This window comes from Enterococcus sp. DIV1315a, from assembly GCF_051712325.1.
Lineage (GTDB): Bacteria > Bacillota > Bacilli > Lactobacillales > Enterococcaceae > Enterococcus > Enterococcus faecalis.
The window spans coordinates 674,279-700,963 of record NZ_JBIOOS010000001.1; the positions used below are offsets into that span (position 1 = coordinate 674,279).

24 protein-coding genes and 1 riboswitch are annotated in these 26,685 nt (G+C 37.2%); of the genes, 17 read left to right on the plus strand and 7 right to left on the minus strand.

Features of this window, described 5'->3' with window-relative positions:
* Positions 1–4 precede the first annotated feature (4 nt).
* Positions 5–520 (plus strand): GrpB family protein, encoded by a 516-nt coding sequence (locus IGJ03_RS03240; protein ID WP_002361365.1) that lies wholly within the window; start codon positions 5–7, stop codon positions 518–520.
* 15 nt (positions 521–535) lie between these two features.
* Here the strand turns inward: IGJ03_RS03240 and IGJ03_RS03245 are convergent, their stop codons facing one another.
* Both IGJ03_RS03245 and IGJ03_RS03250 read right to left on the minus strand, forming a co-directional pair.
* A complete protein-coding gene (locus IGJ03_RS03245; RefSeq protein ID WP_438711072.1) occupies positions 536–1,711 on the minus strand; it encodes a SulP family inorganic anion transporter in 1,176 nt (391 codons plus the stop codon).
* 93 nt (positions 1,712–1,804) lie between these two features.
* Positions 1,805–2,833 (minus strand): YeiH family protein, encoded by a 1,029-nt coding sequence (locus IGJ03_RS03250; RefSeq protein WP_375804807.1) that lies wholly within the window; start codon positions 2,831–2,833, stop codon positions 1,805–1,807.
* Positions 2,834–2,945: 112 nt separating this feature from the next.
* Here IGJ03_RS03250 and IGJ03_RS03255 point away from each other — a divergent pair, with 112 nt between their 5' ends.
* From IGJ03_RS03255 to metG, 8 genes are all read left to right on the plus strand, one after another.
* Complete coding sequence (locus IGJ03_RS03255) at positions 2,946–3,776, plus strand: LysR family transcriptional regulator (protein ID WP_010817110.1); 831 nt, start codon at positions 2,946–2,948, stop codon at positions 3,774–3,776.
* A gap of 64 nt (positions 3,777–3,840) precedes the next feature.
* Positions 3,841–4,713: a VOC family protein gene (locus IGJ03_RS03260; RefSeq protein ID WP_002366300.1), complete on the plus strand. Its 873-nt coding sequence runs from the start codon at positions 3,841–3,843 to the stop codon at positions 4,711–4,713.
* Positions 4,714–4,987: 274 nt separating this feature from the next.
* Positions 4,988–5,212: a hypothetical protein gene (locus tag IGJ03_RS03265; protein ID WP_002355808.1), complete on the plus strand. Its 225-nt coding sequence runs from the start codon at positions 4,988–4,990 to the stop codon at positions 5,210–5,212.
* An 88-nt stretch (positions 5,213–5,300) separates the two neighbouring features.
* On the plus strand, positions 5,301–5,975 hold the full coding sequence (gene sapR / locus IGJ03_RS03270) for a two-component system response regulator SapR (RefSeq protein ID WP_002355809.1): 675 nt from the start codon (positions 5,301–5,303) through the stop codon (positions 5,973–5,975).
* Positions 5,976–5,988: 13 nt separating this feature from the next.
* Entirely contained in the window at positions 5,989–7,014 is a 1,026-nt protein-coding gene (sapS, locus tag IGJ03_RS03275) for a two-component system sensor histidine kinase SapS (RefSeq protein WP_002358842.1), read from the plus strand.
* 148 nt (positions 7,015–7,162) lie between these two features.
* Entirely contained in the window at positions 7,163–8,026 is an 864-nt protein-coding gene (locus IGJ03_RS03280; RefSeq protein ID WP_002355811.1) for a GRP family sugar transporter, read from the plus strand.
* A gap of 40 nt (positions 8,027–8,066) precedes the next feature.
* The gene (locus IGJ03_RS03285) at positions 8,067–9,458 is read left to right on the plus strand and encodes an amino acid permease (RefSeq protein WP_002361373.1); all 1,392 of its coding nucleotides are present in this window, start codon (positions 8,067–8,069) and stop codon (positions 9,456–9,458) included.
* A gap of 187 nt (positions 9,459–9,645) precedes the next feature.
* The gene (gene metG, locus IGJ03_RS03290; protein ID WP_002355813.1) at positions 9,646–11,655 is read left to right on the plus strand and encodes a methionine--tRNA ligase; all 2,010 of its coding nucleotides are present in this window, start codon (positions 9,646–9,648) and stop codon (positions 11,653–11,655) included.
* 421 nt (positions 11,656–12,076) lie between these two features.
* Here the strand turns inward: metG and IGJ03_RS03295 are convergent, their stop codons facing one another.
* Complete coding sequence (locus IGJ03_RS03295; RefSeq protein WP_002383359.1) at positions 12,077–12,682, minus strand: hypothetical protein; 606 nt, start codon at positions 12,680–12,682, stop codon at positions 12,077–12,079.
* Between the two features lie 120 nt (positions 12,683–12,802).
* On the minus strand, positions 12,803–15,025 hold the full coding sequence (locus IGJ03_RS03300) for a HelD family protein (RefSeq protein WP_375804808.1): 2,223 nt from the start codon (positions 15,023–15,025) through the stop codon (positions 12,803–12,805).
* Positions 15,026–15,159: 134 nt separating this feature from the next.
* Here IGJ03_RS03300 and IGJ03_RS03305 point away from each other — a divergent pair, with 134 nt between their 5' ends.
* The 4 genes from IGJ03_RS03305 to IGJ03_RS03320 all read left to right on the plus strand — a co-directional run bounded on the left by IGJ03_RS03305 (position 15,160) and on the right by IGJ03_RS03320 (position 18,161).
* The gene (locus IGJ03_RS03305) at positions 15,160–15,930 is read left to right on the plus strand and encodes a TatD family hydrolase (RefSeq protein WP_010712094.1); all 771 of its coding nucleotides are present in this window, start codon (positions 15,160–15,162) and stop codon (positions 15,928–15,930) included.
* Positions 15,927–16,511 (plus strand): ribonuclease M5, encoded by a 585-nt coding sequence (rnmV, locus tag IGJ03_RS03310; RefSeq protein WP_010824469.1) that lies wholly within the window; start codon positions 15,927–15,929, stop codon positions 16,509–16,511. Before IGJ03_RS03305 ends, rnmV begins: the two co-directional genes overlap by 4 nt.
* A gap of 18 nt (positions 16,512–16,529) precedes the next feature.
* The gene (gene rsmA, locus IGJ03_RS03315; RefSeq protein WP_002358849.1) at positions 16,530–17,417 is read left to right on the plus strand and encodes a 16S rRNA (adenine(1518)-N(6)/adenine(1519)-N(6))-dimethyltransferase RsmA; all 888 of its coding nucleotides are present in this window, start codon (positions 16,530–16,532) and stop codon (positions 17,415–17,417) included.
* A gap of 126 nt (positions 17,418–17,543) precedes the next feature.
* On the plus strand, positions 17,544–18,161 hold the full coding sequence (locus tag IGJ03_RS03320) for a hypothetical protein (protein ID WP_048955562.1): 618 nt from the start codon (positions 17,544–17,546) through the stop codon (positions 18,159–18,161).
* A 50-nt stretch (positions 18,162–18,211) separates the two neighbouring features.
* Here the strand turns inward: IGJ03_RS03320 and IGJ03_RS03325 are convergent, their stop codons facing one another.
* Positions 18,212–19,315, minus strand: a complete 1,104-nt coding sequence (locus IGJ03_RS03325; RefSeq protein WP_002355822.1) for an ABC transporter ATP-binding protein — start codon at positions 19,313–19,315, stop codon at positions 18,212–18,214.
* A gap of 185 nt (positions 19,316–19,500) precedes the next feature.
* On the opposite strand from IGJ03_RS03325, the gene mgsA reads away from it, so the two are divergent.
* Together mgsA and IGJ03_RS03335 are read left to right on the plus strand one after the other, a co-directional pair.
* Positions 19,501–19,923: a methylglyoxal synthase gene (gene mgsA / locus IGJ03_RS03330; protein WP_002355823.1), complete on the plus strand. Its 423-nt coding sequence runs from the start codon at positions 19,501–19,503 to the stop codon at positions 19,921–19,923.
* Between the two features lie 66 nt (positions 19,924–19,989).
* Positions 19,990–20,157, plus strand: a riboswitch (THF riboswitch).
* Between the two features lie 30 nt (positions 20,158–20,187).
* The gene (locus tag IGJ03_RS03335) at positions 20,188–20,736 is read left to right on the plus strand and encodes a folate family ECF transporter S component (RefSeq protein WP_174131207.1); all 549 of its coding nucleotides are present in this window, start codon (positions 20,188–20,190) and stop codon (positions 20,734–20,736) included.
* A 51-nt stretch (positions 20,737–20,787) separates the two neighbouring features.
* Here IGJ03_RS03335 and IGJ03_RS03340 read toward each other — a convergent pair whose 3' ends face one another.
* Both IGJ03_RS03340 and IGJ03_RS03345 read right to left on the minus strand, forming a co-directional pair.
* Positions 20,788–22,554 (minus strand): ABC transporter ATP-binding protein, encoded by a 1,767-nt coding sequence (locus IGJ03_RS03340; protein ID WP_375804809.1) that lies wholly within the window; start codon positions 22,552–22,554, stop codon positions 20,788–20,790.
* Entirely contained in the window at positions 22,544–24,271 is a 1,728-nt protein-coding gene (locus IGJ03_RS03345) for an ABC transporter ATP-binding protein (protein WP_010822622.1), read from the minus strand. The genes IGJ03_RS03340 and IGJ03_RS03345 overlap by 11 nt, the downstream gene beginning before the upstream one ends.
* Positions 24,272–24,396: 125 nt before the next feature.
* On the opposite strand from IGJ03_RS03345, the gene IGJ03_RS03350 reads away from it, so the two are divergent.
* Complete coding sequence (locus tag IGJ03_RS03350) at positions 24,397–25,164, plus strand: putative ABC transporter permease (RefSeq protein ID WP_002387023.1); 768 nt, start codon at positions 24,397–24,399, stop codon at positions 25,162–25,164.
* Positions 25,165–25,412: 248 nt separating this feature from the next.
* Complete coding sequence (locus IGJ03_RS03355; protein WP_025190346.1) at positions 25,413–26,633, plus strand: 3D domain-containing protein; 1,221 nt, start codon at positions 25,413–25,415, stop codon at positions 26,631–26,633.
* The last annotated feature ends 52 nt before the right edge of the window (positions 26,634–26,685 follow it).

A 26,685-nucleotide genomic window follows, 5' to 3' on the forward strand; every position in this document is an offset into this window, starting at 1 on the left:
AATCATGCGGGTAATCGTTACTGAATACCAACCAGCCTGGGTGGAACAGTTTGAAGAAGAAGCCCAAGCGTTGAAACAGATTCTAAAGGAAAATTGTCTTAAAGTTGAACATATCGGTAGCACATCTGTGCCTAATTTAGCAGCCAAACCAATTATTGATTTTTTGGTCATTGTTGAAGAAATTGAAAAAGTAGACCTGTTACAAGGGGAATTTGAAAGAATCGGTTATGAATATATGGGGGAATTTGGACTATCAGGACGTCGTTATTTACGAAAAGGCCCGATAAAAAGAACACATCATGTGCATATTTATCAGTTTGACAATACGCAAGAAATTTTGCGCCATCTTGCTTTTCGAAATTATTTACGAGAAAATCCGGCAATTGCTACAACCTATGGTACATTAAAAAAGCAATTGGCCCAAGCACACCCCGATAGCATTGATAAATATATGGATGGCAAAGATGCGTTCATTAAGAAAATAGAAAAAGAAGCGTTGAAGAAATATTGGGAAAAATAAAAAAAGTTGCTAAAGCTAGCAACTTTTTTTTGGTTCTTTTTTGAAAAAATGATAAAGAAGACCACTTAAAAGAACACCTAGAATAATTCCAATCGCTAAATTATGCGTATAGACGATCACACCAACTGTCACGAGTAAAATAACAATTTCAGTAATTTCAAAAGTTCGGAAAAGCTGTAAACTTTCCCAATCAAAGGTGTCGACTGCCACTGTCATCATGATCCCAATCAATGCAGCTGTAGGAATGGCTACCATCACGGATTTAAAAACAAAAATGAATAGAAGGAGGGTAATACCTGAAATCAAAGTAGAAAGCCGTTTTCGTCCTCCAGATTTAACATTAATGACCGCTTGCCCGATCATCGCACAGCCAGCTTGGCCACCAAAAAAGCCGGTAATTATATTAGCGAATCCTTGCGCCTTAACTTCTCGTTGGCTATCACTTTGGCTCGCTGTCATTTTGTCCACAATGGGGATCGTCAATAAAGATTCAATTAACCCGACCATTGCTAAGGCAACAGAGCTAGGTAAAATAATCCACAACGTTTCTAAGTTGACGGGTACATTAGGCCAACGGATCGCTGGATGAAATTGACTCATTTTACCAAGATCACCTACCGTTTGCAAATGACCTTTTAAAAAATAGGACAGGATAGTCATGAATAAAATAACAATTAACGCAGGAGGCACAATTGTAATAAACTTAGGTAATAGATAAATAAGTAAGATACTACAGATAATCATGCCGTAGGACCACAGTGTTTGATGAGGCAATTGTTGTACTTGCGCCATGAAAATTAAAATGGCTAACGCATTGACGAATCCGTACATCACTGTCTTGGGAATAAAGCGCATTAATTTATGGATACCTAAATAACCTAAAATAAATTGTAGAAAGCCTGTTAAAATAGTCGCAGCAAGCATGTATGACAAACCATGTGCTTGAATTAAGCCTGCAAGGACTAAGGCCATTGAGCCAGCAGACGCCGAAACCATTGCCGGACGGCCGCCCGTAAAAGTAATCACAAGTAAAGTAACAGCTGAAGCAAACACTGCAGAAAGCGGGTGAACACCAGCAATAATCGCAAACCCGATTACTTCTGGTAAAATGGCGACAGAAGAAACGAGACCGGCAAAGAGATCATTTCGTTCATTGCCTAAGCATTCGCTTTTTTTAATACTAAATAACATCGAAAAACTCCTTTAAGTTAATAAAACCTTATTCATAATAGCATGAATAAGCTGAAATAAAAAAGTTTGACGTGTTAACGTCAAACTTTTTTATTAGAACTGTAACAGTGCCAACAACAAAATGGCTAGGACGACTTGAACAGTTCCTACTGATAAACCATAGATTAAGAAACGTTTGCCTTCTTGGAAAAACTTTTTAAAATCGAGTCGTAACCCGATTGCTGCCAAGGCAGTAATTTCAAACCAAGAACTAAAGAAATGAGCAGTCTCACTGATCACGACGGGGAAATGAATCAAACTATTAAAGACACAGGCAATGAAAAAGCCAACTACATACCAAGGTAGGGCGCTGCTTTTTTTGGTGACTTTTACCAACTCAGCTTCTGATTCTGCCGTCTTACTTTGCTTGAAACGTCCAAATAAATAGACAACTGCTACGAGTAGGACAATCCGCATAATTTTAAAGAGCATCGCAAGTTGAACTGCGTTCTCATTGACCATATTGGCACTGGCGACAACCTGACCAACTGATTGTAAAGTCCCTCCGATTAGTGCGCTACGAGCCAACAAATTGGTATCATAGAGAATCCCACTTAAAATGGGTAAGGTCAACATTAAAACGGTTCCTAATAAGTTTACTAAAGTAATGATTTGGCCTTTTTCTTCCTCATCTGCTTGAATTGCTGGAGCAATCGAAGCAATGGCAGAGGATCCACAAACGGCATTACCACCAGCCATCAATAAAGACATATTATCAGAAAAAGCCAGTTTTTTACCGATCAAATAGGCAAAAATAATGGTCAGCGACATTTGAATGAGAATAAATGCGACACCTTGTAAGCCAATTTGGGCAATCGTTTGAAAGGTCACGGTGGTTCCCAATAAAACAACAGAAAATTCTAGTAATTTACTTTCGGCTACTTTGGTTCCGCGATTTAAATTGGCACCGCGAACAAAGGTATTTCCCAAAAAGATTCCTAGTAAAATAGCTATCGTTGCGGCGCCTAAGCTAGGTAACCAGATGGCAAGAAACTTGCTAAGGCAGGCGACAAGGAAAGCTGTTAGCAAGCCGGGAAGAATTTGGAATAAAGATTGGATATAATCATTTTCTGAATTTTTCATTGAAAAAATCTCTCTTTCTTGTTCATTACTTCCAGTATAACGAAATTTTTTACATTTGAGAAATAAATAGTTAAAATAATATTTATAATAGAAAGTTATCGAAAGGATACCTATGTTTAAATTATTAAAGACTTTTCAAATTGTGTATGAGCAAATGAACTTTTCCAAAGCAGCTACCTGCCTATATATCTCACAACCAGCCGTTTCTAATCAAATCAAACAATTAGAAGAAGAATTAGGCTGTTCATTGTTTTTAAGAAATGGTCGACAAGATGTAGTCCCTACTAGGCAAGCAGAAGTCTTGTATAATCGTTTGCTAAATTTAGCTGATGATTGGCAAGAAACATTAACAGCTCTTCATCAGGCGAGATTACCTAAAGAAACTTGCCGAATTGCTGCGTCTAATACTTTTGCAGTTTATTATTTGCCGCAACTGATGCAGCATTTGCAGACACAGTATGCAACAATCAATTTTGTTTTAGAAATGAACAATTCAGAAGAAGTAGTGGAAAAAGTTGAAAAACATCAAGTTGATTTTGGCTTTATCGAAAAACCATTAATTACGAAAGGCGCCTCTCGTGAAGAAATTATTCAGGATCAATTGGTTTTAGCTGGGGACCCTGCCAATCAGAATTGGTTGGTACGTGAAAAGGATTCTGGGGTCTTTCATTATACCCAACAGTATTTAGAAGAAAGTAATCAAAGCCCAACACTCATGACGGTTAAAAATAATGAAATGATTGTTAAAATGTTGGAATTGGGTATGGGGCAATCGTTGCTTTCAAGAAAAGCGATTACTGAAAAAATTCCTTTCCAAACGTTAGGTGAAAAGTATTGGCGTTCCTTTTATTTTTTGACACGGGGACATTTAAAATCCTCCTTGCTTCAAGAAGTAAAACAAGCAATTTATCGATTCTATCAGAAGGAAATGAATAAATACTAAAACGTTCTCTTTGTTTATTTATCAATCTTTGACTACACTAAAGAAAACGAAGGAGGGAACCACAATGCCTAAATTTTCACCTTGTTTATGGTTTGACACACAAGCGGAAGAAGCTGCTAACTTCTATACAACAATCTTTGAAAAAGGTGCGATTCTAAGTAAAACGAACTACGTTAATGAGGAGCATCAACCTCAAGGAACATCATTAATGACCATTGAATTTACCTTGGCGAACCAAACAATCATTGGTTTAAATGGCGGACCAGAATTTTCCTTTACGCCAGCTAGTTCATTTTTTGTTGAATGTAAAACATTATCACAAACAGAAACGTTGTGGAAAAATTTAACAGCAGATGGACAGATATTGATGCCTTTTGGGGAATATCCTTTTAGTCCTTTATATGGTTGGGTAGTGGACAAATTTGGTGTCTCTTGGCAAGTGTCTTTTTCAGGAAAAGAACAAACAATTGTACCAACCTTTATGTTTGCTAATGAAAAATATGGCGAAGCAGCCAAAGCTCTATCAGAATGGTTGGCGATTTTCGGTCCAGGCGAAATAATTGAAAAAGTTGAATATGAAGATGGGAACGTTGCGCAAGCACTTTTCACATTACAGGAGCAACCGTTTCGAGTAATGGATGCACGAGATAAACATGACTTTGATTTTACCATGGCCTTCTCCATTTATATTGATTGTGAAAATCAGGAGGAAATAGATCGGCTATGGCAACAAGTGACTGCTAAAGGGAAAGAATGGCCGTGTGGCTGGATGGAAGATCAATTTGGGGTCAGTTGGCAAACAGGCAATCCTGAACTGAAACGTTATTTATCTGACTCAAATCCAGCTAGAGCAAATGAAGTGACCAAAAAATTGTACCAAATGAAAAAAATAGATTTAAACCAGTTAAAAGAAGTGTATGACAAATATAATCATTAGAAAAACTGAGGTTGTCTGATCGACTACACTTCGTTACGTTGGTATCAATTCCAATACATGGAACATACTAGAGTTGAAGGGCTTGTCTTTTAAGGATCAAGACCTTCAACTCTTAAAAAAGGCTCGATTCTTGCGAGTTCCAAAGAGGCTGCTTCTATTCTGTTGTTTATCTTAAGGGTTAGGACTCTGCCGATTTTTTTATAAGATTATGCTATAATTAAGAGTAGTAAATTATTGAAGGAAAAATGAAAAGTCCGAAATAGGAAGTGGTAAAATGATTGAGTTAATTGTGTTATTAACAGTTTTTACTTATGGAACGAACTTTGTTTTATATCTTATTTTGAAAAATAAAAAGTCCATGCCAATTGTCGAAAAAGCTTCTATTGTATTAGGAATTAATATGTCTGTGTTATTATTAGATGGTATTTTTGCTTTCGTTGGCAAATTCATCATGTTATCAGAATGGGAATTATTAGCGCCTATTTTTGAAATAGTGTAAAAATCATCATAAAGTCCTATATCCAAAAAGAATGAAGTTTGTTAGGATAAGAAAGATGAAAATTTAGAAATAAAAGAGGTGGGATTGCATGGCTAAAATCATGATTGTCGAAGATGAAACAACCATTCGAGAATTAATTAGCGAGGAATTACAAAAATGGCAATTTGAAACGATTGGAACAACCGATTTTAATGATGTATTGGATGATTTTCAAGAGGAGAATCCCCAATTAGTCTTGATGGATATTAATTTACCTGTGTACGATGGGTACTATTGGTGTCAAAAAATTCGTGAAGTTTCTAAAGTACCAATTATTTTTATTTCGAGTCGTAGTACCAATATGGATATGATTATGGCGATGAACATGGGCGCGGATGATTTTGTTACAAAACCGTTCCAGATAGATGTTTTAATTGCTAAAATCAATGCTTTGTTGCGCCGCTCTTATAACTATTCCGATACGGATAGTGAAGTGCTTTCACATAATGGCATTACTTTAAATGTGGACAATGGACGAATGGAAATCAAAGGCGAAATGATCGATTTAAGTAAAAATGAATACCGATTACTGTATCTTTTAATGAAAAAGCACGGAAAAATTTTAACACGTGAAAAACTATTGCGCGCTTTATGGGACGATGAACGTTTTGTGGATGACAATACGTTGACGGTAAATATCAATCGTTTACGAAAAAAAATTGAGCAAGCGGGGATTGCTGGCTATATTGAAACCAAAGTGGGCGTCGGTTATATGGTGCCCTAGATAGGAGTAGACAATGACCATTCTAAAGTATTTAAAAGATCGCTGGTTATTACTAATTGGTTGGTTATTTTTTCTGTTCTTAACTTGTTTTATTTTATGGTTGGCTCCTAATGTCCGCTTAGATTGGACAGTGGTTGGCTATATCTTTTTACTGCAAAGTGTTTTTTTATCGCTATTTTTAACAATTGATTATTATTTAAAACGTAAGTGGTGGCTTTCGTTGGCAACGGAAAAAGAGCCGCCTTCTTTACAAGAATATTTGAATACAGCAGAAAAAGAAGAAGAACTACTTGTCCAAACGTATATTAACGGTTTATTGCAAGAGCACCAACAAACCATGCAGCAAGCAATTAACAACCAACAGGACCAAAAAGATTACATTGACTCTTGGGTTCATGAAATCAAAGTCCCCCTAGCGGCTATCACGTTACTGGTACAATCTGTCGAAGATGATATTCCAGAGAAAAAATATTATCTATTGGAAAATGAGTTAGGGAAAATTGATGAATATGTCGAGCAAGTCCTATATTATGCTAGACTGGACAGCTTTTCTCGAGATTATTTACTCCAAGAATATTCTTTAAAAGAAATTGTGCAATCTGTTGTTCGTACGCAAGCAAATTATTTTATCCAAAAAAGATTGCAATTCTCAATTGAAGGGGAAGATGAAGCGGTTTTAACCGACCGAAAATGGGTCATTTTTATTTTCCGCCAATTATTAAGTAATGCAGTCAAGTATACGCCAGAAGGCGGCACGATTACGGTCCTAATTTCCAAAAATAAACAAGGTATTTATTTATCTTTAAAAGATTCTGGGATTGGCATTCCGATGCAAGATCAACGACGCATTTTTGATAAAGGATTTACTGGTGAAAACGGGCGGAAAAGTGAACAGCATTCGACTGGTCTTGGCCTGTATTTGGCCCATAGCTTAGCGAAAAAGTTAGGTCATGATTTAACAGTCGAATCGACAGAAGGGCAAGGTACGACGATGACATTGTTTTTCCCTTCCCTCAGTTATTATAATGAAGTGAAATAAAAAGTAGGTCTATCAGCAAACTAAAGAGGTGATAGGCCTTTTTTTTATTTATTAAAACTTTCTTGCTAACTTCTCTTACTCTTCTTAGTTGTTTAGAAAACGTTTTTATTGTTAGAATGAAATGAAATAAATTTGTTAGGAGAATATTATGAGTTTACTTATCGCTTTAGTGCCCATGATTGCGTGGGGCAGTATTGGTTTAGTCAGCGGTAAAATTGGTGGAAGCGCCAATCAACAAACGTTAGGTATGACAATCGGCGCATTATTATTTTCAATTGTTGTCTTTTTTGTCATCCAGCCTACGTTGACGACAGCCACATTAATTGTTGGATTTATATCTGGTTTATTCTGGAGTTTGGGACAGAATCAACAATTTCATAGCATGAAATATATGGGCGTTTCAGTTGGCTTACCAATTTCAACTGGGATGCAGTTAGTTGTTAATACCGTTGCAGGGGCTGTTTTTTTCCATGAATGGACAAAAACAAAAGATTTTGTTGTGGGCTTTATCGCTTTAGCCTTTTTAGTTTTTGGGGTGTATTTAACAGCTCGACAAGATGATGATAGTCAACCGAAAACCTCAAACAGTATGTTAGATTTTAATAAAGGGATTCGGGCGTTGATTTTCTCAACAGTTGGGTATGGTGTCTATACCATCATTATTAATGCCACTGGTTTAGATCCGTGGGGAATTATTTTGCCACAAAGTATTGGCATGTTAGTGGGGGCTAGTTTCTTTGCCTTCAAAAAAGTCAAAGTTGATCGTTTTGTTTGGATGAATATGACGACGGGTCTGCTTTGGGGCTTAGGAAATATTTGTATGTTATTAACCATGCGTGAAATTGGCTTAGCTATTAGCTTCTCTTTATCACAAATGGGGATTATTATTTCGACTCTTGGGGGCATCTTCCTTTTAGGCGAAAGAAAATCAAAAAAAGAAATGTTTTATGTTATTTTTGGTTGCATTTTTGTTATTCTAGGTGGTATTCTTTTAGGGTATATGAAAGCGTAAATAGTTTATTTACGCTTATTTTTTTTACGGGGGTAAACACATGTCTATTTTCAGAAAAAAAGAAATCACTGTGCCTGTCAATGACAGTGGTGGGATGAAAAAAAATCTTAAGACGATGGACTTAATTTTTCTAGGAATTGGGGCTGTAGTAGGAACAGGGATTTTTGTTGTGACAGGTGTCGCAGCGGAACGCTATGCAGGTCCAGGGCTCGTCTTATCATTTCTGGTAGCAGCAGCCGCAATTATTTTATCTGGTTTATGCTATGCAGAATTTGCATCACGTATTCCGGTCATTGGCGGGCCGTATGCCTACATGTATGTGGTCTTTGGAGAAATTGTGGCTTGGATGACTGGTTGGATGATTATTTGTGAGTTTTTCTTGGCGGTTTCATCCGTTGCTTCAGGTTGGTCAGGCTATGTCCATGGCTTTTTGGATAGCTTAGGTTTTTCTTTGCCGCAAGCGTTAAGTGGCGCTTATAATCCAACAAATGGTACATATATTGATTTGATTGCCATGTTGGTCGTTGTAGCTGTAACTTTTTGGGTATCCTTAGAAGCGAAAACAGCGTTACGTTTAAATAACTTAATGGTTTTCGTGAAGTTTGGGATTATTTTATTATTTGTTCTCGTTGGGATCTTTTATGTAAAACCAACGAACTGGCAACCATTTATTCCTTATGGTTTTTCAGGCGTTTTCAGTGGCGCTGCTTTAGTTTTCTTTGCCTTTTTAGGGTTTGATGCGGTCAGTATGGCCGCGGAGGAAGTGAAGAATCCGAAAAAAGATATTCCAAAAGGGATTATTGGTTCCATTATTATTTCAACATTGTTATATATTGTTGTTACGTTAGTTTTAACTGGGATTGTTCCATTTACGGATTTAGGGGTCAAAGATCCGGTGGCTTTTGCGATGCGTTTCATTAATCATGGCGCAATTGCGACAATCATTTCAGTTGGCGCTATTTTAACCTTATTAACAGTGACGATTGCGATGATGTACAGTTTAGCCCGTGTGATTTATGCGATTAGTAAAGATGGATTATTGCCGCAGTTTATGAGCAAAATCGATGAGAAGCGGCACACACCTAAGAATGCAACCTATGTAGCTGGATTTTTAGCAATGGTTTTTGCTGGTGTTGTTCCAATGGAGATGTTGGCTGAACTTACAAATATCGTGACACTCTTTTATCTGATGTTTCTCGCTTTAGGAATTATCAAATTACGGACAATGAAAGGAGAACCGCAAGCAGGTGAATTTAAAGTACCACTTGTGCCGGTTCTACCATTAATTTCAATCGTGGTTTGCGCGGCTTTGATGTTCCAATTGTCTTTAGCTACTTGGCAAGTATTTGGCGTAGCCGTAGTGATTGGTTTGGCTATTTATTTCTTTTATGGACGACACCATAGTATCGTTCGTTTCGAGACAAAAGAATAAAAGTGAACGAAAAAAGAGAGGAATACTTGTCAAATAGACAGGTGTTTCTCTCTTTTCTTTCTGGCATTTTCTTCATTTTCAAGAGAAAACCGACAAGAAATATAGTTTAATAATGTCTAATTATGGTATACTGTTTAGGAGTAAATCCTGAGGGTTTAGGAAAATGACTAAAGGAGGTTTTTTCTGTATGTCACAGAAAGAAACATTTTATATTACCACCCCAATTTATTACCCAAGTGGGAAGTTACATATTGGGAATTCATATACAACAATCGCCTGCGATGCAATGGCCCGTTACAAGCGTTTAATGGGTTTTGATGTATTTTATTTAACAGGTGTGGATGAACATGGCCAAAAAATTGAAAAAAAAGCTGCTGAGTTGAATGTGACACCAAAAGAGTACGTTGATAAAATGGCAGCAGATGTTCAAAAATTATGGAAAACATTAGATATCAGCTATGATAAATTTATTCGGACAACGGATGATTATCACATGGCAGCCGTGCAACAAATTTTTGATCGTTTAGTAGAACAAGGAGATATCTACCTTGGAGAATATGAAGGTTGGTATTCAGTTTCTGATGAAGAATTTTTCACTGAAACACAATTAGCTGAAGTATATCGTGACGACGAAGGCAATGTCATTGGTGGGAAAGCACCAAGTGGTCATGAAGTTGAATTAGTTAAAGAAGAATCCTATTTCTTCCGCATGAGTAAATATGCGGATCGTTTGGTACAATATTACGAAGAACATCCAGAATTTATTCAACCAGAATCTCGTAAAAATGAGATGCTAAATAACTTCATCAAACCAGGATTGGAAGATTTAGCCGTTTCAAGAACGACTTTCTCTTGGGGAATTCCATTAAAAAATGATCCAAAACATGTGGTTTACGTATGGATTGATGCGTTATCAAACTATATTACAGCACTAGGTTATGGCTCAGAAGATGATTCATTATTCCAAAAATATTGGCCTGCGAACGTGCAAATGGTTGGGAAAGAAATCGTGCGTTTCCATACGATTTATTGGCCAATTATGTTAATGGCCTTGGATTTACCATTACCGAAAAAAGTCTTTGGACATGGTTGGTTATTGATGAAAGACGGAAAAATGTCTAAATCTAAAGGAAATGTTGTTTACCCTGAAATGTTAGTAGAACGCTACGGTCTAGATGCGTTACGTTATTATTTATTACGAGCAATTCCATTTGGTAGTGATGGCGTCTTTACACCAGAAGATTTCGTTTCTCGCTTAAATTATGATTTAGCTAATGACTTAGGAAACTTGTTGAATCGAACAATTGCGATGATTAATAAATATTGTGATGGCAAAGTACCAGCCTATGCTTCAAAAGTTACCCCATTTGATAGTGAACTATCGACAACTGCGGCGAATGTTATTGGAAAATATCATGAAGCAATGGAAAAAATGGAATTTAACACGGCCATTGCAGAAATCTGGACGCTGGTTTCTCGTGCCAATAAATATATTGATGAAACAGCGCCTTGGGTATTGGCTAAAGAAGAAGAGAAACGCAATGAATTAGAAAGTGTCATGATCCATTTAGCGGAAAGCTTACGAATTGTGGCAATCTTATTGCAACCAGTCATGACAGAAACACCAGGGAAAATTTTCGAACAATTAGGCTTAGATCCAGAAACAATGAACATGGAAAATATTCATTTTGGTGAGTTCCCAACAGACGTAACAGTAACAAGTAAAGGAACACCTATTTTCCCACGTTTAGAAATTGAAACAGAAGTAACGTATATTCAAAAGAAAATGTCCCAAAGCGAAAGTGCTACAGAAGAGGATATTAAATGGAATCCAGAAGAAACAACGTTGGTTTCAACGAAAGAAAAACAAATTAAGTACGATGATTTCGATAAAGTGGAATTAAAAGTTGCCGAAGTTATTGACTGTAAAAAAGTCAAAGGAGCAGATAAATTATTGCAATTTCGTTTAGATGCTGGAGATGAAAACCATCGTCAAATTCTTTCAGGTATTGCTGAATTTTATCCAGATCCAGCTGCGCTAATTGGCAAAAAAGTAGTCATTGTGGCTAACTTAAAACCAAGAAAAATGCGTGGTCAAATTAGCCAAGGAATGATTCTTTCAGCTGAATCACCAGAAGGGAAACTTCAAATTGTTGAAGCACCAAAAGAAATGCCAAATGGTGCAGGAATCGCATAAAAGCATAAGTGGTAAAGATAAAAGGTGAATTGTAACCTTTTATCTTTACTACTTTTTTTGTATACTAGAAGAAATTTGATGTGGGGGAAGTTTGATGGCTTATCATAAATTTATGAGCAACGAAAAAATGAACCTAAATGGCGTCCGTATTATTTAGAAGCTATGAGAGTAAGGGAACAAGCACGGCTAACAGTTCAACGTAGAAAAAGAAGGGCAAGAATTAGAACCTTTTTAGTGGTTGCGATACTGGTTATTTTAGTTTTTCTGTTATTGGCTCATTGGACATATTCACAAACAAATGAATTCTCTTTCTCCAGTTTTATCGACGTCCTAAAATCGAAAATCAACGAATTTTTAAATTAAAAGAATCGAAGAAAAGCCTAGAAAAAATCATTTGCGATTTTTCCTAGGCTTTTCTATTTTAGAGTTTCACTTTTTTAGGTATTCGTTTTTTACCAAAACGGCCTTTCGTTAGGCGACTTGGTAAAATGATCAGTAAGAGTGAAAAAGGGACACTAATAATTTGCCACGTGAGTAAACGGCCTAAGCTATTATTTTTATAGAGCCACTCTAATATAAAATGCAGCCCTAAAATACTTAACAAAGCCAAGCCTGTCAGGAAATAAGGCGTTGATACCCAGTCGGTCGTTTTCAAGAGACTAAAACCTAAAGGAATTAGATAAAAGTAAGCACTTGTTAAAGTAATACGCCAACTTTTCATAACGGTGCCTAAATTAATTATAAAAAAAAGTAAAGATAGGACTAAAGCGAAAGGTGGAAACAAAGCCACTAACGCCGAATAGATGGTTCCCCAGACGAGCATTAAGGGACCTTTAACAATAGCGGCAATAAGTGTAAACAAGCCAATTAGGAGTAACTGCTGTGTCAGTGAGCCAAAGGTTAGCAAGCCAAATAAAATAAGCAGTAGCCAGTGCCAAATGGTTTGGTTTTGTTGTTTTCGCTCAATAGTTACATTTTTTTGGATAGAAGTTTTTAAAAAATTTTCTAAATCAGGTGATTGTTTCACCTTCTCACGCTCCTCTCAACTTAAGAGACAACAAACGAGTAGGACTGCTAATTAAAAAGCAGTACCTACTCGTCTATTATAAGTGGTTTTTCTAAAAATAAAATCCGCCTTAAGTCTCAGTTACCGGGCTGCCAAGTAAGGTGTAAACCATTCAGAAAGTGTGCCGGTATAAGGTAAAACGACCCGTTTCATTCCACGAGAAATAGCAGTATACAGGATTCTTTTATCTCGTTTATTGTCGGAATAACGATTAACATTTGGGTTATGAAGAATTACATTATCAAATTCTAGACCTTTTGCCATATCAATTGATAAAACTTGCAGTGACGGATGTTCTTCCAATGAAAGAGAAGCACTAAGTTCTTTTGTTAATTGTTCTTTTTCTGCAAATGTTTTAGTAATAATGGCGGTGCTTTCTTTCGAATCAAAGGTTGTAATGGAAGTGACGATTGCTTTAAGATAGTCAGACGCAGAGTCACAAGGAATAAATGTCGGCTTTTCTCCATCATGCCGGATGGGCACAATGGTTAATTGCTCTGGTTGAGTGCCTAATGTTTGGAAGAGTCGTGTAATTTCTTTACTTGAACGATAGCTGTTTAATAATTGATAGGTTCCAACAGAACGGCTGGTTTCGTTAACCAATAAATCATGGGCTTCAGAAAATTCAATGGCTGTATTAAAAATGGCTTGATTTTCATCACCAGCTAAAGTAAAACTAGCTTTAGGGAAAAGTGTCAGCAGTAATAATAATTGGGATTCTGTATAATCTTGGACTTCATCGACTAGGATAAAAGCCATTTGCTGGTTGGCGAGGTTTTCAATAAATGCATGTTTCACCAAAATAAGGGCCACAATTTCATCGGCTGTGAAAACAGCTGTCTCTTTTTGATACGATTTTTCAGTGAATAAAGAATAAAACGTTTCAAAAAAGGCCCATTGATCTAGCCAAGCATCATTTTTAATAGCGGCAGTGATAGAGCGATATTTTTTCTTCAAACGTTTTAAAGCAAAATCAGCCAGATGTTTTTCATTATCTTCGGTAATCACTGTGCCAAAATAACGAACTTGTTCAGCTTCTGTTAAATCTTGGAATTGATCCAACATTTTTTTAGAATGGGCTTGTTTTAATAAGTACCGTGTCCAAAGACTGGTTAATTTTTCTTTTGTGGCTGAAATTCGTTGGCGAATACTCAAGTCAGCTGGTGTTTCTTGATAAAGTTTAAAAATTGTTTCTGAAGTAAATAAGGTCTGCTTTTTAAAAGTTAAAGGACGGAAAAAATGTGGCTGCACAACCGCTTTTTCAGGATTGCTTAAAAGAAACGTTGCAAATTCTTTTGAACGAATAACGTGCTCTTGCTCCGTTGCCTCAGAGCGAGTAATGCGTTCGAAATAGTCCGTTTCTTCTTCCATTGGCCATGCTTCTTTGGTAGTGAAGCGTAAAAATTGTAAAAGAGTCAAATTCAAGGGATTTCGTTCGCCTAAATTCGGTAAAACTTGAGAAATATAATCAATAAATGTTGAATTTGGTGAAAGTAATAAAATATTATCCGCTGTAATTTCTGCTCGATGTTGATAAAGTAAATAAGCAATCCGTTGCATAATCGCAGACGTTTTCCCACTACCAGCAATCCCGTTGACTAGTAGGAGTGGCTGCGTTTCGTCACGAATTATTTGATTTTGTTCTTGTTGAATGGTTGTCGTAATGTCCTTCATATAAGGAGAAGCATCTTCTTCTAAAGAATGCAATAACACATCATCTTGAATCGCAATGGTTGTGTCAAAATAGTTGATTAATTGATCTTTTTCAATAATTAACTGTCTTTTCAAATCAAGTTGTACTGGAATGGTTTGTTGATGTGCCATGTAGGCTGTTTTTCCTAAAACATTGTCATAAAATAACGAAGCAATCGGTGAGCGCCAATCGTGAATGCGCGTTTCTTCTTCTAAAGAAGTAAAATCGTTTACGCCGATATAAAAGTTTTCTGGCTCTTCAGGGCTGTCTTCAAAAGTCACGCCAATTTTACCAAAATAAGGAACTTGTAATAGGCGTTTCACTTTGTCTAAATTTTTAGCCGTTGCTTCATTTTTTAAGTTCCACTGATCAATTTCACGGTTCTTCATTTCCAACATGGCAAACGTTTCTAGATTATCGGCATAACTATCAAAATTCAGCTTAGAATCGCGACCAAATTCCTCTAGCATATGTTTGCCATCTTTCATTGTGTTCGCCAATTGCTCTTCGTAAACTTTTTTAGCCGCTTGCAGCTCATGATAAACCATTGTTAAATGCTGTTGTTCAAAAATTTTTTCATCGGTCATGGAGATTCCTCCTTTTAATAACATGACTGAATAGTATACGTTACTTTTAGCATAAATGCAAGCGCTGTTTATGAGGAAATGGCGAATCTTGTCGCCTAGTCATTCAGATTTTTCAAGAAATATGATAAAGTAGAGAGGAGATGAAGGAGGCAATCATAATGATTTTTGATACACATACACATTTGAATGCAGAACAATTTAATGATGATATTCCAGAAACGATTGCACATGCCCAAGAATTGGGTGTTACAGAGATGGCCGTGGTCGGTTTTGATGAACCAACGATTGAAAAATCTCTTTTACTTAGTCAGGAATATGCCAATATTTATAGTATCATTGGTTGGCATCCAACAGAAGCGGGTAGCTATACGCCAGAGGTTGAACGTCGATTACAAGAACAATTAACGTTGCCAAAAATTGTCGCATTAGGTGAAATCGGTCTTGATTATTACTGGATGGAGGATCCTAAAGAGGTGCAAGAAAAAGTCTTTCGCCGTCAAATTGCGATTGCTCGGGAAATGAATTTACCGTTTAGTGTGCATACGAGAGAGGCATTAGAAGATACCTATCGAATTTTAAAAGATGAAAAAGTTTCAGATATTGGTGGAATCATGCATAGTTTCAGTGGCGATGCTGAGTGGATGAAGAAATTTTTAGATTTAGGTCTGCATATTTCTTTTAGTGGCGTCGTGACGTTTAAAAAGGCGTTGGATGTTCAAGAAGCGGCGATGGCGGTACCACTCGAACGAATGTTGGTGGAAACAGATGCACCCTATTTAGCCCCGGTTCCTTATCGTGGTAAACGGAATGAACCAGGCTATACACGATACGTAGTGGAAAAAATTGCTGAATTGCGTCAACTAACCTTTGAAGAAGTGGCAGAACAAACGAGAGTCAACGCTCATCGCTTGTTTCGGATAGATAAATGAAGGAAAAAATGAAAGTTGCAGAAATCATTGTCGTTGAAGGAAAAGACGACACACGCCGCATTCAAGAGGTAGTTGCAGCGGATACGATTGAAACGATTGGCTCTGCTATCAATGATGAAATTTTGACACAAATTGAACACGCACAAGAAACGAGAGGCGTGATTATTTTTACAGATCCAGATTATTCGGGCGAAAAAATTCGTAAAACAATAATGGAAGTCGTCCCTGATGCAAAGCATGCTTTTTTATCAAGAAAAGTTGCAGTTCCTAAAAAAAATGGTGGTAGCCTAGGGGTTGAACATGCTAGTGATGAAGCAATTATTGAAGCCTTAAAAAAAGTCGTAACACCTGTTCAAGTTGGTGAAGACTATCAAGAAATTCCTAGACAAACACTAGTTGAATATGGTTTAATAGCGGGAGCAAATGCAAAAAAATACCGTGAATTATTAGGAGATGACCTAAGAATTGGCTATACAAATAGCAAACAGTTAGTCAAACGGTTAAGCATGTTTCGGATTACAGAAGCAGAATTGAAAGAAAGCATGACACGTATTTTAAAAGAACTTGCAAACGAAGAATAACTACATGGAGGAACAAGCGTGACGGACTATAAAGAAATTGCCACACCATCCAGAACCAAAGAAATACTAAAAAAGCATGGATTTTCATTTAAAAAGAGTTTAGGTCAAAATTTTTTGACAGAGCCTAATATTTTAAGAAAAATTGTAGAAACAGCGGGAATTAATCAGCAGACAAATGTTGTCGAAGTTGGGCCTGGAATTGGTGCATTAACAGAGCAATTAGCGATGAACGCGGCACAAGTTGTGGCTTTTGAGATTGATGATCGCTTGATTCCTGTCTTAGCGGATACCTTAAGTCGCTATGATAATGTAACAGTGGTGCATCAAGATGTTTTAAAAGCTGATTTGGTCGAGACAACCAACCAAGTTTTTCAAGAGAAGTATCCGATTAAAGTGGTAGCTAACCTACCTTACTATATTACTACGCCAATTATGATGCATTTTTTAGAATCTTCTTTAGATGTAGCCGAAATGGTTGTGATGATGCAAAAAGAGGTCGCTGATCGAATTGCTGCTAAACCAGGAACGAAAGCTTATGGCTCATTATCAATTGCTGTCCAATATTTTATGGAAGCAAGTGTCGCCTTTATTGTGCCAAAAACAGTTTTTGTGCCGCAACCCAATGTTGACTCGGCGATTATTAAATTGACGCGCCGTGCTACACCAGCGGTGACAGTGACCAATGAAAAAGAATTTTTCAAATTAACCAAAGCCAGTTTCCAATTAAGACGTAAAACATTGTGGAATAACTTAACGCATTTTTATGGGAAAGATGAACAAACGGTAGCTTGGCTAAAAGAGAGCCTAGCTGAAGCAGAAATTGATCCTTCTAGACGTGGTGAAACATTGTCTTTAGAAGAATTCGCTCGTTTAAGTAATGCTTTAGAAAAAAATAAACCAGTATAAAAAAGAACTTTCTGTTATTTATGAGAAATAACAGAAAGTTCTTTTATGTGTCTTGACACATTGCGACTGTTCAGCTACACTTGAGAAAAACAAAAGGTGTCATGACACCTTTAGGAGGCAGTTTTAATGAAAGCAAACTCAGTAAAACGTTTAACAATTTCAGCACTTTTAATTGCAATGGGGATTATCATTCCAATGGTTATGCCAAGAATTACCATTGGTCCAGCCAGTTTTACATTAGCAAGTCACGTCCCAGTTTTTATTGCCATGTTTATTTCTCCAGTGGTGGCAATTGCGGTTAGTCTAGGAACAGGTTTTGGTTTTTTCTTATCCGCAACACCGATTATTGCTTTGCGGGCCTTATCTCATTTGATTTTTGCAGTCATTGGCGCAGTGATTTTACAAAAGCATCCAGAAATTTTAATCAATAAAGAGGGGAAATTCACTTTATTAAATGGGAAATTACAGTTGTTTAACGTGGGAATTGGAGTGATTCATTCCGCTGCCGAGCTAGTGGTTGTTTCTGTATTTTACACAATGGGCAACTTGCCAGGAACCTATTATACAGCCGGCTTCATGTATTCTATTTTTCTTTTGATGGGCGTTGGTGGATTAATTCATAGTTTGGTGGATTTCAGTATTGCCTACTTTTTAGCAAGTACCTTAAGTAAACATGTAGATATTCCAACTTTTACAGAAGCGAAACAACCCAAAGTGATAAAGAAGAAGGTTAAATTAGCATAAAGAGAAACAATCGAGGCATCCGTCATTGCGACGGATGCCTCGAGATTTTTTTATTTAATGACTTCTTCTGTTTGAGGGTCGAAGAAATGTCCTTTGTTAATATCAAAAGCTAAGTCAATCATTTCACCAGGATGGTGGAAGTCACGAGCATCTACTTTTGAGATAAACTCTGTATCACCAATTTTTGTATAAAGCATGGATTCAGCCCCTAATAATTCAGAAACAACGACTTCAGATTTAATCACCGCATCTTTCATTGCTGTTAAAGCCACTTGTTCGCTATGAATATCTTCTGGACGAATACCGAAAATTAATTCTTTGCCTTCATAACCATGTTCAACAAGCTCTTTGTTTCTTCCTTCAGGAATTGCTAGTTTTAAGCCATGTTGGTTAGAAATAACCCCATTGTTTAAGGTAACTTTGAAGAAATTCATGGCAGGTGAGCCGATGAACCCAGCTACGAACATATTTTTTGGTGTATTGTAAACTTCTTTTGGTGAACCAATTTGTTGAATAAAGCCATCTTTCATAATTACGATTCGATCAGCCATGGTCATCGCTTCGGTTTGGTCATGTGTCACATAAATTGTCGTAGTTTCTAAACGTTGGTGTAGTTTAGCGATTTCAGCACGCATGGCTACACGTAATTTTGCATCCAAGTTTGATAAAGGTTCATCCATTAAAAAGACTTTGGCATCACGAACAATTGCCCGGCCAAGTGCAACACGTTGGCGTTGTCCACCAGAAAGCGCCGCAGGTTTACGTTGTAAGTACTCTGTTAAACCCAGAATATCCGCAGCATTTTCCACCCGTTTTTTAATTTCAGCTTTATCATATTTTCTTAGTTTTAAACCAAAAGCCATATTATCAAAAACAGTCATATGCGGGTAAAGCGCATAGTTTTGGAAAACCATGGCAATATCACGATCTTTCGGTGCAACGTCATTCATGACTTTGTCCCCAATTGATAATTCACCTTCAGTAATATCTTCTAAGCCAGCAATCATTCGCAATGTTGTTGATTTACCGCAACCAGAAGGTCCGACAAAGACGATAAATTCACGGTCTGTAATTTCTAAGTTAAAATCTGTAACAGAATAATGTTCTGCATTGTCATATTTTTTATACACATTTCTAAGCGCCATTTCCACCATTTGATACGTCACTCTTTTCTTTTTGATTTGTTACTCATAGTTTAAATGAAAACGCTATCTTTCAGCAAGGGAGAGTTGCACAAGAAAAAGAAGACTTTTTCGTCAAGGTGACAAAGGACAAACACTCTCAGCGGATTTATCGCTAAACTTTTGTTATAATATAACAAAGACAGGAGTTGGATAACATGAAAATCGCTTTAATCGCTCATGATCGTAAAAAAACATTAATGATCAAACTAGCAACCGCTTATAAACATATTTTAGAAAAACATGAATTGTATGCAACAGGAACGACAGGCATGAAAGTGATGGAAGCAACTGGCTTACCCGTGCATTGCTTTAAATCGGGGCCATTAGGTGGGGATCAACAGATTGGCGCAATGATATCAGAAGACAACATTGATTTAGTTATTTTTTTAAGAGATCCTCTTTCCGCGCAACCGCATGAACCAGACGTGACGGCTTTGATTCGTCTAAGTGATGTCTATGAAATTCCTTTAGCAACCAATATCGGCAGTGCTGAAATTCTTTTGAGAGGTGTCGAGGCGGGGTTTGCGGACTTCCGTGAAGTTATCCATGAAGGCGATCGTCGACCGTTAGCTTTTTAGAGAACCTTAATGGTTATTTTGACTATTTTGTGGTATATTTTATGAGGACTTTTGTCCAAATAAAATAACAGAGTAGGAGACAAAGCGTTAAGTGCTAAAAGGATGGGATGTTGCCTTTTGGACGAAGAACATAAACAGTGTGTTGCTAGAAAGCAAAGGTTCTTACTTTGCTTATCATCAGAACAACACGTTCAGCTTTTTAATGTTCGCGGTTTTGTTTTCGCATTCGCTGCATGGTTCGTCATGTAGCAGCTCTTAGAGGAGATGCTAAAAATGACAAAGAAAAAATTTGGCACAAAATCCATTGCGTTAATGGGCGTACTCATTGCGGTGGTCGTTGTCTTTTCACGCTTTTTTGCGTATGAAACAACGTTTTTAAAAATCAGTTTCACGTTTATCCCAGAATCATTGATTGGGATGATTTTCGGACCTTTTTGGGCTGGAATCGGCACGGCGGTGGCTGATGTGGTAGGAATGCTGCTTTTTCCAAAGGCAGGCTATTTTCCTGGGTTTACTTTAAATGCCTTTTTGGTTGGTGCTATTTATGGTTATTTCTATTATAAGAAAGAAATGACATGGCAACGAGTGATTTTGGCGACATTGTTGGTCACCGTTTTAATTAATATCATTTTAACTCCTTTGTGGTTAAGTTTAATGTATGGAGTCAATCTAGCAAATTTTGCTTGGTGGGTACCACGCTTAATTAAAACAGTTATTTTCTTTCCTATTCAAGTAATTGCCACTTATTATTTAGGCAATAAAATTCCCTTTAAACGTTTATTTGGAAAACCATTATCTGAATTAGATCAATAAATTTAAAATTAAAAGAGTCACTTTTCATCATCCCAGAAAAGTGACTCTTTTTTATTGTGCTTTTTGATTAAACTGCGCTTCGTAAAGGTCACGATAATAACCCTGTTCTTTTTGCAATAATTCGTCATGGGTGCCAATTTCAACCACTTGACCATTGTCCATAACTAGAATTTTTTCAGCACTTTTGATTGTTGCTAAGCGATGGGCAATAACAAAACTGGTCCGGCCAGTCATCATTTGTAAAAAAGCATCCTGAATTTTTTTCTCAGTCAATGTATCAACTGAACTGGTCGCTTCATCTAAAATAAGCATCGGCGGATTACTAATCATCGTGCGTGCAATAGTCATTAATTGTCGTTGTCCTTCAGAAATTTTAACGCCTTGGGAACCAATCTCGGTATCTAGTCCTTGAGGTAAACGCATGACGAAATCAAAAATATGGGCTTTTTTCATGGCTTCTATAATTTCTTCGTCAGAGGCTTCAGGATTCCCGTATGTTAAATTTTCCCGAATGGAACTATCGAATAGCCAAGTATCTTGGAGAACCATACCAAAACTTTTTCGTAAGCTGTCCCGAGTAATTTGAGTAATGTCGTGAGTATCAACCGTAATTTGGCCACGGTCGACCTCGTAAAAGCGCATTAACAAATTCACTAATGTTGATTTACCCGCACCAGTTCGCCCAACAATGGCAATTGTTTCTCCTGGTTCAGCAATTAAATTAAAGTTTTCGATTAAAGGTCGCGTCGGCGTGTAAGAAAAATCAACGTCTTTAAATTCAACACGGCCTCGCGCTTCTTTCAAAACAATTGCGTTCGGGGCATCAGGACGTTCAACTGGTTGATCCATCATATCAAAGGTACGTTCCAATCCAGCTAAGGCGGCTTGGATTTGGTTGGTGATTCCTGAGAGTTCAATAAAAGGTTTAGAAAATTGACTAGAGTAAATGGTGAAACTGGAAATAACACCAACTGTGACTAAAGGATTGCCACTTAAAACTAACAAGCCACCGACTAATCCAATTGATAAATAAGATAAATGATCGATAAATCGAGAAAGTGGGTTGGTTAAGGAAGAAGAAAACTGAGCCTTCTGTCCTTTTTCATACAACGTTTGATTCAATGCTTCAAATGTTTCTTGTGTAGCTTGTTCTTGTTGAAAGGCTTTAACAATTTTTTGGTTGCCAACCATTTCTGAAACGAAGCCGGAAATTTCACCAACAATCGTTTGTTGTGCAGCAAAGTTTTTTTGTGAAGCTTTTGCAACAAGCCAGTTTACAATAAAAATAATCGGCGTACTGATAAGAACCACTAATGTGAGCAGGGGACTTAGCCGAATCATAAAGAGCAAAGCAACAACGACGGTGGCCATGCCGGAAAATAATTGGTTGAAGACAGCCGAGCAAGCCATTGAAATATTGTCAATATCGTTGGTAAAGCGACTGACGATATTTCCGTGTGACGTTTGGTCATAATAACTTAACGGTAATTGATTTAAATGGGCAAAGGCATCTTTTCTCAGCTGTGTGGTCGATAAATAAGACACGCGATTACCGAGACGTTGAATCAGCCATTGACTTAGAACGGTTACGAGTAAAATTCCTGCTAATAAACCTAAAATTTTGATGAGTTGCGCAGCATTGACTTGTCCTTTACCAACCATTGTATCAACGGATTTACCTATATAATAAGTCATGAGGACAGTCGAAAAACCACTGAGAATTCCTAGGATTAAGGCGCCAATAATTTCTTTTGGATAGCGTAGTAAATACGGCTTAAAACGTGAGAAGGCACCAAAATGAATTTTTTTAGTTTGCATGGGTATCCTCCTCCTGTGACGCAACGATTTCTTGATACTCTTTAGAAGAAGTAAGTAATTCTTCGTGGGTGCCAAGGCCAGCGACTTTTCCACTATCTAGGACTAAAATTTGATTCGCCGTAGCAATCGAACTCACGCGTTGTGAAATTAAAATAACGGTTGTCTCTGCTCGTTCTTTTTGTAAAGCACGGCGCAGATTCAAATCTGTTTGATAGTCGAGGGCACTCAAGGAATCATCTAAAATAAGTAAATGTGGTTTCCTAATCAAGGCACGGGCAATGGTCAACCGTTGTCTTTGTCCACCAGAAAAGTTTTTTCCGCCTTCGTTAACAGGCGTGTCTAACCCTTGGTCTAATTGTTCAACAAATTCTTTACATTGGGCGATAGATAATGCTTCCCAACAGTCTTCATCAGTTGCATTTGGTTTGCCCCATTGTAAGTTTTCTCGAATAGTCCCTGTAAATAAGACGGCAGTTTGTGGGACACTTGCCACTTGTTGGCGTAAAGTAAAGAGCGGCCAATCGCGCACATTTATACCATTAATAAAAAGGTTTCCTGCACTCACATCATAAAATCTGGGAATGAGTTGGGTTAAGGTACTTTTCCCGCTGCCGGTAGGTCCCGTGATGCCGAGAATTGAGCCTTTAGGAATCGTAAAATTGATATTTTCCAAAGCCAAACCGGCCTCTGGTTCATAGCGAAAATCTACATGGTCAAAGGTAATATCACCAAATTGTGGCGATGTTTTTGCTGATTCTGGTGTATCTGTTAACTGACTTTCTACAGTTAAAACCTCATTGACACGGTTTGCGGAAGCGGCAGCTCGCGTAAAAATTACCACGAGATTAGAAGCAACAATTAAAGCGAGCATCATTTGATTCATATAATTGATCAATGCTAAAACTTCCCCTTGTTGCAAGGAACCAAAAGAAACTTTTAAGCCACTAAAATAAAGTAAAAATAAAATTCCAACATTCATAATCAAAGTGGTTAAAGGCGTTAATAAAGCAGAGACATTCGATACGCGAATGTAAATATCGCCTAAATCATCGGAAGCTTTATCAACATGTCGTTGCTCTGTTTCCTTTCTAGCAAACGCACGGATCACACGGACACCGCTTAAATTTTGACTAATTTGACGGTTTAACCGATCCAAATATTCTTGGACTTTTTGATATAAAGGCACAGTCACTTTAATGATAATAAAGAGAATAAGGCTAAAAATTGGTAAAAGTAATAGGAAAAGAAAGCCCATCTGTACGTCAATGTAAAAAGCCATGACCACAGAACCGATACTTAAAAAAGGTGTCCGAATGACCAACCGAATAAACATCGCTAAAGCCAATTGAAGCTGGTTGATATCGTTTGTGATCCGAGTGATGAGGGTATCTGTACCAAAACTATTCAATTCTTTGTGTGAAAGCTGATTAATTTTCTTCATTAATTGATTTCTTAGCTCTGTTCCAAAACCTTGCGAAGCGACTGAAGCATAATATTGACAAATCATGACAAAAAATAAACCAACTAACGACATAACAAGCATCCAGAGGGCCATTTCTATGACAGTCTGTCGGTCGTTTTGACGAATACCGACATCGACTAAGTGAGCCATGAATAAGGGCAAGACTAACTCGAAACAAGCTTCTAAAAATTTGAAGACTGGACCGAGGATAATTTGTTTTCGATAATTTTTTGCGTATTTCAATAAACCAAACATAAGATTCCTCCCTTTGCTGCTCTCATTGTAGCCTAATCTTTCAATGAAAGAAAGTTGTTCGCTACATTTTCTCAACTTCTGTTAAAATAGAAGAAAAGCGCAAAGAAGTGGAGTGTGACAGAAACGTGGAAAAAATGAGTCAGGTTATTTTGTTATTTTTTATTTATTCCTTTATCGGCTGGTTATGGGAAACGGTGTATTGTTCATTAAAAGCCAAAAAATTTGTTTATCGAGGATTTTTGGTAGGGCCTTATTGTCCTATTTATGGATTTGGGGTCTTAAGCGTTCTCTATTTTGTGGAACCCTTTGAGAACAATCTCTTGGTATTGTATGTCGGATCGGCTGTTTTAGTGACGATTTTAGAATATGTCACTAGTTATGGCTTGGAAAAACTGTTCCATGCCTCTTGGTGGGATTATCATGATGTACCTTTTAATTTAAACGGTCGTGTGGCTTTACCGGTTTCTCTTTTTTGGGGATTGGGTTGTGTCTTGATTGTCAAAGTTATTCAACCAGAAATCGCCAAAGTTGTCAGTTTTTTACAAGCAACCTTTGGCAACTACTTAGCCCTTTGTATAGTGATTGTAATGGGGCTTGACTTAATTTATACGTTGCTGAACATGCAAGGTTTCAAAAAACTTATTACCGAGATGGGCCAAACGTTGGAAACGAACCAACAAGAATTTAAGCAACGGTTGAACACAAAAATGGAAATCGCTACAGCTGATTGGCAGAAGTTAAAAGAACGAACCAAAAAAGAGCATTTCCAAAATCGGTTAAATTTCCAACAACGTCGTTTTATTAACAATTACCCAAAACTAACTTTAAAAAACATTAAAAATTCCAAAGAAGTTCGGCATCTCTTAGAAGATTTGAAGAAAAAGGGCCAATAATTAACAAAAAATATTACAAAATATTTCAATCAATGGTCTAATGGGATAAAAAAAAGAAAAATCGTCAAAAGCTAGTTTTTAAGGCATCTTAAGAAATTCTTAAAGAATTGAGATAGAAATGGACTAATGAATAAACGCAGGATAAAAAAAGAGTTGCATTTAAATTGTAACAAATTGTAACATTATTGAAATAAAACAAGCCCTCCTGACTAGTATAATGAGTAGGTGTTTTAGATAAGTTAGGAAAGGTGTTGGATTTAGTGAAGGTTAAAAAGTTGATACCATTTTTAACAACAATGATGCTTATCAATTTTGGACTTCCAGTCGCTGCGGCAGCAGAATCACTTGATTCGTTGCAAGAAAAAGAAGCGCAAGCGAAACAATCTGGGGAGTTAATTAGTAAAGAAATCAATTCAGCCTTAGACGATGTAAATGCTAAATATGCGGAAATCGAACGTTTAAAAACGCAAATTTCAAAAGCGGAAGATACGTTGAAAACTTCGAAAGAGGAAATAGAAAAAACAGAAAAAAATATTTCTCGTCGTAAAGAAGCTGTTGGCGATCGTATGAAGGATATTCAATTAAATGGCGACCAACGTACTTGGCAAGCCTTATTAGATGCAGAAAATTTATCAGATTTCTTTAATCGGGCCTACGCCATGACCGTTTTACAAAACTTTGAACGGGAAAAGATTGAAAGCTTAACTAGCGAAAAAGAAAAGTTAGCTGCATTACAAGAAAAAGTTGAAAATACGCAAACAACTTTAAAACAAAATGAAGAAAAATTACAAGTTGAAGCTTCTTCAATGAATAATAAAGTCTCTGAGTTAAAAGAAAAAATGGCGGATAATGAAGAATTATTGGCTCAAATTTCGACAGACAAACAGAAAGAGCAACAACGCTTAGTCAGCGAAAAAGCAGCAGCTGAGGCACAGAAAAAACGTGCGGCAGAAACTGCCAAAGCAGAAGCAGCGAAGAAACAAGCAGCTGCCGACAAACAAGCGCAAGCAGATGCGGCGGCTAAACTAGAAGCCGAAGCTGCTGAAGAGTCAAGCAGTCAAGCATCAAGCTCTTCTACAAGTACGGAAAGCAGTAGCACTGAATCTTCAAGTTCAGCTAGTTCATCCGAATCGTCATCAACGACAGAATCATCGACAGGCGAATCATCAACACCAGGAACTGGCTCTGGTCGTGTGCTTCAGATGGAATCAACCGCTTATTCTTGGCGTGAGCCAGGTGCAAGTAATCTAAGTGCTACTGGTATTGACTTAAGTAAACAAAGCAATGTAGTTGCAGTCGATCCAAGTGTAATTCCTCTAGGTTCATTAGTGAAAGTCTCTGGTTATGGCTTTGCTATTGCTGGAGATACAGGTGGCGCTATTCAAGGAAATATTATTGATGTTCATTTTGATTCAGTAGACCAATGCCGTCTTTGGGGACGACGTCAGGTTACAGTAGAAATTCAATAATAAATTTGTTATACTAAAGACAAGATAAAAGGAATTGGCTAAGTCAGTAATG